Source organism: Scytonema sp. UIC 10036 (genome assembly GCF_009725235.1).
Genome location: NZ_WJFC01000088.1, coordinates 38,368 through 48,452, shown reverse-complemented (window position 1 = coordinate 48,452; position 10,085 = coordinate 38,368). Strand labels below are relative to the sequence as shown.

Sequence of the window (10,085 nt, the reverse complement as noted above, 5' to 3'; positions counted from 1 at the left end):
GGGGACAAGGAAGATAAGGAAGATAAGGAAAAATAACCAATGCTCAATGCCCTTTTGCCCTTTTGACCAGTGCCCTTATCCCGTAATTTGTTTTAGGGTGTTAAAGCCATTTGGATCGACTTCATAAGCAGCACCAAAACCAATCACAAAGCGCCCTATGTTTGGCGCTAGCTTGAAGATCCGAAAATCTGGCAACTCGCGCAACATTTGAATAATGTCGCCAAAACGTGCTTCAAAGCTATCGACGATTTGCTGCCAAGAATCGCTATCTCGTTCTATTAAGGTTGCTGTACAGTCAAAGACAAGACGGCGGCGAGCAAAGATTTGTTTGGTTTTTGACTCATCGTCTATAAATAACACGCTCACTTTGGGTATTGCATGTAAATTTTGAGTGTGGGTAGCAAGACCGCTTACATATATATATATATTCTTGTTCTCATCGAAGACAAAAGGAGCGTAGCTAGCATTGGGTGTACCATCTGCACTGACAGTAGCGATCGCAACACTGAGAAATTCGTCGGTGAAGCCTTGATATGCAGCGAGGGCAGTTTCAAATTGTGACATGAACAATGAATGGGGAAGTTTCGCTTAACAGTATGCCAGGTTAGAGGTTCCCTAGCATACTGTTTATAGCCATTTTCAAGTAAATAGACCACAGATGTAAGGGCGCAAAGCCGCCGCGCTCTTACAAACGGTGTGGTTCATTTAGATGAAAACTGCTGTAATTAAAAGCGGTTGCGCGATCGCCCACTTGCCATGGAGCGTTCGTGTTCTCTGAGTGTTACAGCATCCGGTGTTTTGAATCCGAAGTAGGCAGCGATTAATGCTGTGATTGCATGAAGCCAAACGTTGTGACCAAATATCGGCATTATGCCGAATACCGTATTGAGAACTGGTAATAATCCCATGATTGCCAGCACTCCATAAAAAACTGCTATACCGCGTGCATAACTTCGCGATCTAATATAGCTGCGGTAGGAAATGAGCCCCCAAACACCAACAGCTATGCGTACAATGTTATGAATAATGTTGATAGCAAATAATTCCAGTAAGTAACCATATCCAGTTTTAATTACCACTTCAGGGCCACCAGTACCAGGTGTTGCAACCATACCTGGTATAAAGCCAAACAGACCAAGCAATACATACACTATGCCGGCAATTAGGGCAAAGTATCGTGCTCCCATAACAAGACTCCGTGTTTATTTAGATTTTGGGAAACTAGAGGGATTACCCATCCCTGCATTAACTCACTCTGCTAATTACAATTATAACGGTTGCAATGAGAACAAAAGAAATACTTCTTTTTTCAATGTGCAGTTTTGAGCTAACAATCAACCAGTTGGTTTATCTATCTCTAAATCTATTTCCATCTCAGGAAGGAATTCAACTGCCTAAAGTCAGAATTATGAGTCAGAGACTCTCACTGGTCAGGTGGTCAGGTGGTCACTGATTACTGTATTGGAAAATTCTCAAAATTTCGTCGCACCCAATCCATACCAACTTCATTGTTAAGTTTAATATGCTGTACTGTGTTGGTATAGAGTTTGCCCAAAATATCAGCATCTTGCTTGATAACAACATCGATTAGCTGTAGGAGATTTCTTTTGAGCAGATGGGCTAGGGGAGAGTGTGCTTTCATGAACATCAAAACACCAACACGGGACAACTCTGCTGATTCTGGAATGTAAAAATGACATTCTTTAAGGCTGAAGAGCGGACTCTCACCGTGCATGATTCCCAAGCACGGAAAGTAGTTTTCTAAATGAGCCTCAAGTACTTTTGGCAGTAATAAAAGTGCTGGGTTCTTTAAGATGTCGCGGAGTTTGGGTTTGGTTCTTGGTTGAGCGATATAAGCATGGGAGTGAAATCCGTTATCGATAAACTGTTTGAGTTGCACTTCTTCAATCTCAAATAATTGGCGATGAGTACCATTTTGGTGATTATAGTCATGCATATTTAACAGCAGATTGAGAAAATTTGTCTTGATACTGCGATCGCCTGTCAAACCAATAAATTCATACTCGGCGGCAATTTCATTCATAATTTTTGGGATGGGAATTTTTGGCTCGCATCCACCGTATGACCAAATAAAGTCACCTTGAACAATTAACTCCAATGGTTTTATTAAAGATTTGGTGGGCTTGTTGGAACCGGGTAAAACCGTGCAACCAGTGCCATCAAATTCTAGGGCATGAAATGGGCAAGCTACTGTACTGCTACCATCAGGTTTAACTACACACCAACCTTCTGATAGCATTGCACTCATGTGAGGACAGGCATTCGGCAAGCAGTTAATTTTTTTGCTACTGTCTTGCCAAAGAACGTAGTCGTTACCGTAAAGCGAAACTTTCACGGGCTGATTTGGCTTGAGCATCGAGCGATGTCCCAAGAGCCACGGTGCGCCTTGTAGTATTTTCATACAATTTATTACATTGTTAACTAATTTTTTAGTTAGTTTAGTAGGTGACAGTCAAGACCGTCAAGGAGAAATTTATGATGGTGAAAGGAAACCGAGTGTGAGCAGTCATGGTTCAGTTGCGGAAAATAAAGAATCGCCCCGTGCGCGATGCAGAAGTTACTCAACAGCAAATTCTTGATGCCGCCGAACTGGAGTTTGCACGGCACGGGTTGTATGGAGCACGTTTAAGCGCGATTGCTAAGGCTGCGGGTGTGACTAATGCTATGATTCACTACTATTTTGAGAGTAAAGAAGGTTTGTATAAAGCAGTGTTACAGCGCCCTGCGGCTGAACTGGCAACAGAATTTGCTTTACTGAATCTAGACGAAGTCTCACCAACGGAAGCTTTGGGGAAAATGATAAGAGTTGCGATCGCTTATGAAGCAAAGCATCCCCATCGCCAAATGTTGTGGTTTCAGGAAGCCAGTCAAAATCGTGGTGAATATATTAAACTGAGCCAACAGAATATGGCTGAAGTTCATTCTTATTTGTTCCAAGTTTTAGAGCGAGGTATCAGAGATGGAAGTTTTCGGGAATTAGATCCCAGGCTAACTGGGCTTCACATCATTTCTATTTGTATTTTCTATTTCATAGCTCATGAAAATTGGAAGCATCTAACACCAGAAGTGGATCGCCTCAGTCCAGAGATGGTAGAAAAGCATGCCGAAGCAGCCATCGAACTTATTTTGGCTGGTGTGAAGAAAATACCATAAACAAAATCCTCTAAAAAAAACCCTCGACTCAATTCGAGGGTTCTGCAAGGAACAATTGAAAATCTGTATTGTTTATGAGAGCCCCAATTATTGATTTCTACGCAAGCAATAATTGGTATTTCAAAAACATTGGAAATTTTACTTAATATTTTGAAAATATAGCCTTTCTCAGTCTAATGAGGTACACCCCCCTTTCATCCCCCCTTACTAAGGGGGGACAGAGGAGGGTAATTTTTGTACCTCACTAGGTTGAAATTTGCTATAAAAGCTTGGGCTATATGAAAAGAATGATTTTGATTCCTTTGTTTTGCCGGGACTGGGTACAAGCGCTATGTTGAAAATATTGCTCAGGAGAGAACCATTGTCCATTGCCTGTTACCCCTTGACCCTTGCTCACTTGCCATTCTCATGGGTAATTTCCTGACAGCACCCTCACTAGCTTCACAGGTTAAGATACATTTGTGACCGCTCACCATTGGCATCTCTTGCCAGCAACTACGGCAAAACCAGTAAATTTCATTGCTACGAATATGTCGTAAAAGTTGGTGAGAACAGCAAGGACAGTAATTCATAGTTTATTAAGGTTCTAATGTTAAAGGTGTTTGTTTACAATCTTGAATCGCTTGTCTGCTCATTTGTAAGAGATGGCAAACAAACTGTTCAAGCTTTAAACATAGATTCCAAATGTGAGGAACTTGTGAGGAAACTCTAACATTGATGAAAAACTATGCGGGATCAAGGAAAAAGGATGAGTTTATACTTATAGCAAGTCAACGCTTAATAAGAAATTCTCTATACTTAAAAAATAAAGACCCCGCCCCTTTGGTTTATTCAGAAATCTTTCCGGCGGCAGATTTCACTTGAGTGACTACTTCTTGAGGTAGAGGAATGTAACCTAGTTCGGTACTATATTTCTGACCTGTAGTTAACGCCCAGTCCACAAAATTCTTGAGGACTTGAGCTTTTTGAGGGTCTTGATATTTTTGATAACTAAGAAGCCAGGTGTAAGTAACGATTGGATAAGACTGAGGATCTGCTGGATCGGTGATGAAAGCAATTAAATTCTTGGAGGGTAATTCTATTTTTTCTAAAGTTTGAGCTGCTGAGTCTAATGTTGGCATTATATAACGACCTGCTTTATTTTCTAAAGCAGCCACAGATAAATTATTTTGCATGGCATAGGAATATTCTATATACCCAATTGTTCCTACAAGTTGTTGGATGTGAGCAGTGACACCTTCATTACCTTTAGCACCAATACCGATCGGCCAAGCTATAGCTTTACCAGCCCCGACTTTGTTTTTCCATTCCGGGCTGATAGCATTGAGATGCTGTGTAAACACACTTGTGGTTCCGCTACCATCAGAGCGATGTACGACTAATATTGGTAGATCGGGTAACTGAACTCCCGGATTTAGTGTAGCAATTTTGGGGTCATTCCAAGTTTTGATTTTGCCTAGAAAGATATCTGTATAAACTGCACGTGATAGTTTTAGACCTGTTGCGACTTTAGGTAAATTGTAAGCTATGACTATAGCACCAGCAGTCATGGGTAGAGCGATCGCACCCCGTTTAACTTGAGCGGCTTGTTCCTCTGTAATTGCCACATCACTGGCTGCAAAATCCACAGTACCTTGGATAAATTGTGAGATTCCAGTACCACTTCCAATGGATTGATAGTTAATTTTCACATTGGGATGTTGCTGGTTGTACATAGCAAACCATCCCTGGTACAGAGGCGCGGGAAAAGTTGCACCTGCACCAGTCAGGGATACATTGGTACTGTTTTTAACATCACTCGTACAGGATTTAGTACATAAGGATAGCACAATTAAGAATAAAAGACAAGACGGTCTTAAAGATTGACGTTGAGTAGACATAGCAATATTGAGTGCCAATGTGTCGTTACTATTGCATAATTGACTGTTTATTGATAATAATCCCTCTATAACACAATTCCCTCTGTCGGGGAAATTTGATGCAAAAACCTATTACGTTATCTAATAACCTTATATTAGCTACTTATTATCTGGTTGCTAGAGGACAAAGTAGCAGTTGCAACAACACAAGTAATGGCTCATTCATACTTATGAAGTTTTAGCGATAATACATATATATGTAATTCCATGGAGCTTATTTGATCTCGTAAAGCAGCTTATTACAATAGCAGAAAGGCAAAGCGCAGCGTGCGGAGGCAAGATAGGCATAGGGCATGAGATGCGATGCTTCTCCAAACGCCATTAAATCTTTACTGTCTCTTCACAAAAAATATGTCACTTATTTTGGTATAGTAAATGTAAAATACTTGTGTCAGTAAAAAGGCGCTTTAGTAAATACGTAAATTATCTTGGCAGATGATGATTACAACAGCCGGAAAAGACAAAAACAGGCTGCAACGAAGCCGTTATAGTAGTCGAGGAAGTATTTACTTATTCGCTCCGATGGTTGACTTCAATGTGATGGCTGAAGTTGGAGATACTCCTCCTTGATTAGGATACGCTTAGTATGTGCTTGGACAAAAGATGCGCCATAGCTCGTCTCTCTAAGGATTTTAGACGATGCAAGTTAATTTCTGGAGGTGTGTCATATATCTTCAACTTGTGTTGCCTTTGTAACTAAGTGGCAAAAACTGGGCGTATTCATAAATTAGTCAGAGTCTTTTTGGTCTTGCTGCTGCTTGTCTATAGATTTATTAGAGGATAAACAGCTACCTTTGGGACTGCCTTTATTACAACAACCTTGGGCAATAGCACTACTGATATCTTGCACCTTCTCAATAAGGGGGTGTGTGGCATAGCCCTACCTAGGAAATAATCAGCTTTTTGACCTCTCTTTTTTCAAACAGGTGTGAGAAATTTAGGTTCAGTGATTCATTAAGAAACTGAACATAATTCAGATTTTGTCTATCTACTTTAATAAAAAGTAAACAACTATGACACTTCAACAAGAACTCAACATTAACCAGCTGCCGTCTACCTCACCTACAGCTTTGTCACGGATAAAAGAGTTGGCTATAACTAATTTGATCGGATGGATTCCTCGTCCACTTGGTGTTCTGCTGCGACGACTGGCTTACCGTTTCATACTTGCTCGCGTGGGTCGGAGACTTTATATTCAGATGGGAGTTGAGTTTCTTGGAGGCTCTTCAGTTGAGATTGGCGATGATGTTAAAATTATGCGAGATGTACGCTTTGACATGATAGCACCAAACAGCTTACTATGTATTGGTAACAAAGTTTGTATCGATCGCGGTGTTGATATCAAAGCGACTGTTTCTGATTGCTTGATTGAAATTGGTGATGGCTCTTACTTAGGACCTTATGTCTGCATGGCTGGACCTGGTCATATAAAAATTGGTAAGGAATGCCTAATTGCGTCCCAGACAGGTATTTACGCCAACAATCACAGAGAGCATGGATTAAGCCGTGAAGGAATTGAAATTCAGGACAATGTTTGGATAGGTTCTGGAGTCAGGATTTTAGACGGAGTGACTATTGGTAAAGGAAGTGTAATCGGTGCTGGCGCAGTTGTTACCAAAGATATCCCTCCCTTTTCCATAGCAGTTGGAGTCCCTGCAAAAGTTATTAAAGCTAGTAAGGGAGCTGGTACAGCTTGATGATTCAAATTTCAGACTAAATTTATCAAAGGAAAACAAGACCTGGTAGTACAACAAATCAAACAAGCAGATTTAGAAATGTTGGAGTTATCCGCCGCAGTTGGAGAAATAAATTTAAACTACCAGGTAAATAGACCACAGTCTTTGGGGCGTAAAGCCGAAACGTCCTTACTTTAGGTGTGGTTCATTTAGGTGAAAACGGCTGTAATGCGAAAAATAGGAGTTGATTGAGAATGAAGCTTTTTCTTGACAAAGTGTCTTTGCCCTGGTACGTTCAAGAAATTTGGTCAAAATGTTTGTCTCTATTACCTTTTGATTTGCGTTCCACGCATCAAATAAAAGGTTAATATTTCTGCTTTTGCACTTAGCAAAGGTTCATTAAATTGTTCATTACTGACTGTAGACAAATTTACCCAGGTTGCTAAAGGAAGTCATTACAATGTTGGGAGACATAGCTTATTCTTTGATTTCGGCGGGCTATAAAATGCCCAAATCTGTAAAAGCAAAAATAGAGCGATTTTTTTACCAAAGTTACATAGCGGAGCTTTTGAAGAAATTAAGAATTAACTGTGTCCTTGATGTGGGAGCTAATATTGGTACCTATGCACAAAACCTCAGAAAACTAGGCTATAAAGGACATATTCTTTGTTTTGAACCACATCCAGAAATATTTCCCACTCTTCAAAAGAACTTTAAACACGATCCTCTTTGGAGAGGATATAATTTAGGACTTGGAAATGAGGATGCTTTGGCAGCCTTTCATTTTAACACCTATTCAGAACTGAGTTCATTTCTAGTGCCTGAGGCTAGTATGCCAAAAACTGTTAATTCCTGCGAAGTCAAGATTAAGCCTCTAGACTCTCTTTTGGATGAGATTCTCACTTTAGTACCTGAGCCGCGTATCTTTCTAAAGATGGATACTCAAGGATATGACACTGAAGTTGTTAAGGGTGCAAGTAAATGCATGGATAAAGTTCTGTGTTTGCAATCTGAAATAGCTGTGCGGTCTTATTACATGAATATGCCTTCATATTTGGATGCCTTAAGGTATTATGAAACCCTAGGTTTTGAGCTGGTTGATTTATTTGCAGCCTCTCGTAATCCTGAAGGTTGTGTTGTTGAATATGATTGTTTGATGGTGCGTTCTGAAATCAATTAAGCTGTTGGGACAAAATAGGGATCTAATAACTCGCCAATCAGAATCTCTGTATTTCTTCAGAGTCTATCGTGTAATTTTTGCTACATTTTTAACAACGACTGCTGGAATTTCTTGGGATTGAGGGTACCTATTCATCCAACTGCTTTAGCATTCCCTGCACCAATTCCACAGCAAAGGTTTTATATCCCGCCTTGTCAAACAAAATTACCATCTTATCGCCTTCGTAACGCATGACACGTCCTTTCCCAAAGTTAGTATGAATAACTACACTGTTAAGTGAAAAAGGCTGATTCTGCTGATTTTTCCAATGAATCTATGTTGAATGTGCGCTTCGGCTGTGGCGTCTTTCTTTGGTTAAATGTCAGCAAACAAAATACCCGACTTCTTCTATCTTCTCTCGTTCCCAGGCAGAGCCTGGGAACGATCTGCCTTCTGCCCCTATCGGTTTATTATCGCCCAAGCGATCGCCATGAATATCGCTATTGGTCTGCTTTCCCTCGCATCACCCTTTATGATGCAACTACTTACCGATGATGTCCTAGTGCGGGGAGATACCCAACTATTAACCACCGTCGCTATTGGCGTAATCACCCTCAACTTAGTTAGAAGTGCCATTGGTTTAGTACAATCGCACCTCATCGGCTATTTTGGTCAAAGATTGCAATTAGGATTAATCCTGGAATACGGACGCAAACTTTTACATTTACCCCTATCTTATTTTGAAGGAAGACGGAGTGGGGAAGTTGTCAGCCGCATTGCTGATGTCAACGCCGTTAATGAGTTAGTTTCCCAAATTGTCTTGGGATTACCCAGCGAATTTTTTATTGCTGTAGTCTCCTTAGGCTTTATGCTCTTTTACTCTTGGGAATTAACTTTAGCTTCCATAGCTGCATTTATCATTGTGACAGGTGTTAATTGGCTTTTCTTACCAGCACTGCGCCAAAAAACCCGCAATATGATTGTTTCTGGTACAGAAAATCAAGGTTTTTTAGTCGAAACATTTCGGGGAGTACAAGTCTTAAAAACTACCCAAGCTACATCCCAAGCTTGGGAAGAATATCAAGGAAATTTTGGTTATCTTGCTAACTTGAGCTGGCGTACCATGCAACTGGGACTTTACAGCAGTACACTTACAAATATTCTTTCGACATTTATTAATATTGGTATTTTGTGGATTGGTAGCTATTTAGTCATTAATCGTACCTTAACAATCGGACAATTGATTGCCTATAACGGTATGAGTGGCAATCTTCTCGGCTTTTTAAGTTCTGCTATCGGCTTAGTAGATGAGTTTATTACTTCCCAAATAGTTATTCAACGTCTGACAGAAGTTATTGATGCTACCCCAGAAGATGAAAATGCTTTAAAAAAGCAGTGGGTAGAAATTCCCGCTCATACATATATTACCTGCACAGAAATTAATTTTCACCACACAGGTAGGGTTGATTTATTGCAAGATTTTTCTGTAACTATTCCTGGTGGTCAAGTCGTTGCTCTGATTGGTAAATCTGGATGTGGTAAAAGTACCCTAGCAAAATTGATTACTGGTTTATATAAAATTCAATCGGGAAATATTCGCTATGGCTGTTACAATCAGCAAGATATATCTTTAGACTGTTTGCGGCAACAGGTGGTTTTAATACCACAAGAAGCTCATTTTTGGAGTCGTTCTATTCTAGATAATTTTCAATTTAGTTATCCTTACATTAGTTTGGAAGAAATTATTAGAGCCTGTCAAATTACTGGTGCAGATGACTTTATTAGCGAACTACCTGATAAATATCAAACTGTCTTAGGAGAATTTGGAGCTAATCTTTCTGGTGGACAAAAGCAACGATTAGCTATAGCTAGAGCCATAGTCACTGACCCTCCTATCTTGATTTTGGATGAATCTACCAGCGCACTCGATCCAGTGAGTGAAGCACAATTACTAGATAAGCTTTTAGATCATCGCCAAGGGAAAACTACTATTTTGATTAGTCACCGAGCGCAGGTTATCCAGCGTGCAGATTGGATTGTTTTTTTAGAAAAAGGAAGTTTAAAAATCCAAGGCACACTAGAAGATTTGTGTAAAGTTTCTGGAGAACATTTAGATTTCTTAGATCGCGGTCTTTTAAGAATAGGTTAGTACCGATA

8 protein-coding genes are annotated in these 10,085 nt (G+C 40.1%); 4 read left to right on the top strand and 4 right to left on the bottom strand.

All coding sequences use genetic code 11. The features are described 5' to 3' along the window. Positions 1 to 75: 75 nt before the first annotated feature. The 3 genes from F7734_RS32985 to F7734_RS32975 form a co-directional block, all read right to left on the bottom strand. Positions 76 to 564 carry a pyridoxamine 5'-phosphate oxidase family protein gene (locus F7734_RS32985; RefSeq protein ID WP_155748765.1) on the bottom strand — a complete coding sequence of 163 codons (489 nt, stop codon included), beginning with the start codon at positions 562 to 564 and terminating at the stop codon, positions 76 to 78. A gap of 161 nt (positions 565 to 725) precedes the next feature. After that, a complete protein-coding gene (locus F7734_RS32980; protein WP_155748764.1) occupies positions 726 to 1,187 on the bottom strand; it encodes a DUF4383 domain-containing protein in 462 nt (153 codons plus the stop codon). Positions 1,188 to 1,453: 266 nt separating this feature from the next. Beyond that, entirely contained in the window at positions 1,454 to 2,422 is a 969-nt protein-coding gene (locus F7734_RS32975) for a Rieske 2Fe-2S domain-containing protein (RefSeq protein WP_155748763.1), read from the bottom strand. 107 nt (positions 2,423 to 2,529) lie between these two features. On the opposite strand from F7734_RS32975, the gene F7734_RS32970 reads away from it, so the two are divergent. Next, complete coding sequence (locus tag F7734_RS32970) at positions 2,530 to 3,174, top strand: TetR/AcrR family transcriptional regulator (protein WP_155748762.1); 645 nt, start codon at positions 2,530 to 2,532, stop codon at positions 3,172 to 3,174. Between the two features lie 827 nt (positions 3,175 to 4,001). Here F7734_RS32970 and pstS read toward each other — a convergent pair. Continuing rightward, positions 4,002 to 5,054: a phosphate ABC transporter substrate-binding protein PstS gene (gene pstS, locus F7734_RS32960; protein WP_155748760.1), complete on the bottom strand. Its 1,053-nt coding sequence runs from the start codon at positions 5,052 to 5,054 to the stop codon at positions 4,002 to 4,004. 1,052 nt (positions 5,055 to 6,106) lie between these two features. Between pstS and F7734_RS32955 the strand changes: the two genes are divergently transcribed. From F7734_RS32955 to F7734_RS32940, 3 genes are all read left to right on the top strand, one after another. Next, positions 6,107 to 6,790 (top strand): DapH/DapD/GlmU-related protein, encoded by a 684-nt coding sequence (locus F7734_RS32955; protein WP_155748759.1) that lies wholly within the window; start codon positions 6,107 to 6,109, stop codon positions 6,788 to 6,790. 439 nt (positions 6,791 to 7,229) lie between these two features. After that, positions 7,230 to 7,949 carry an FkbM family methyltransferase gene (locus F7734_RS32950; protein WP_155748758.1) on the top strand — a complete coding sequence of 240 codons (720 nt, stop codon included), beginning with the start codon at positions 7,230 to 7,232 and terminating at the stop codon, positions 7,947 to 7,949. Positions 7,950 to 8,307: 358 nt separating this feature from the next. Next, positions 8,308 to 10,077, top strand: a complete 1,770-nt coding sequence (locus F7734_RS32940; protein WP_243147213.1) for a peptidase domain-containing ABC transporter — start codon at positions 8,308 to 8,310, stop codon at positions 10,075 to 10,077. The last annotated feature ends 8 nt before the right edge of the window (positions 10,078 to 10,085 follow it).

Bases quoted from the DNA above. Each gene is read 5' to 3' on its own strand.
- F7734_RS32955 (WP_155748759.1), top strand. From the start codon at position 6,107: ATGACACTTCAACAAGAACTCAACATTAACCAGCTGCCGTCTACCTCA.
- F7734_RS32940 (WP_243147213.1), top strand. From the start codon at position 8,308: ATGTCAGCAAACAAAATACCCGACTTCTTCTATCTTCTCTCGTTCCCA.
- F7734_RS32970 (WP_155748762.1), top strand. From the start codon at position 2,530: ATGGTTCAGTTGCGGAAAATAAAGAATCGCCCCGTGCGCGATGCAGAA.
- F7734_RS32975 (WP_155748763.1), bottom strand. From the start codon at position 2,422: ATGAAAATACTACAAGGCGCACCGTGGCTCTTGGGACATCGCTCGATG.
- F7734_RS32980 (WP_155748764.1), bottom strand. From the start codon at position 1,187: ATGGGAGCACGATACTTTGCCCTAATTGCCGGCATAGTGTATGTATTG.
- F7734_RS32985 (WP_155748765.1), bottom strand. From the start codon at position 564: ATGTCACAATTTGAAACTGCCCTCGCTGCATATCAAGGCTTCACCGAC.
- pstS (WP_155748760.1), bottom strand. From the start codon at position 5,054: ATGTCTACTCAACGTCAATCTTTAAGACCGTCTTGTCTTTTATTCTTA.
- F7734_RS32950 (WP_155748758.1), top strand. From the start codon at position 7,230: ATGTTGGGAGACATAGCTTATTCTTTGATTTCGGCGGGCTATAAAATG.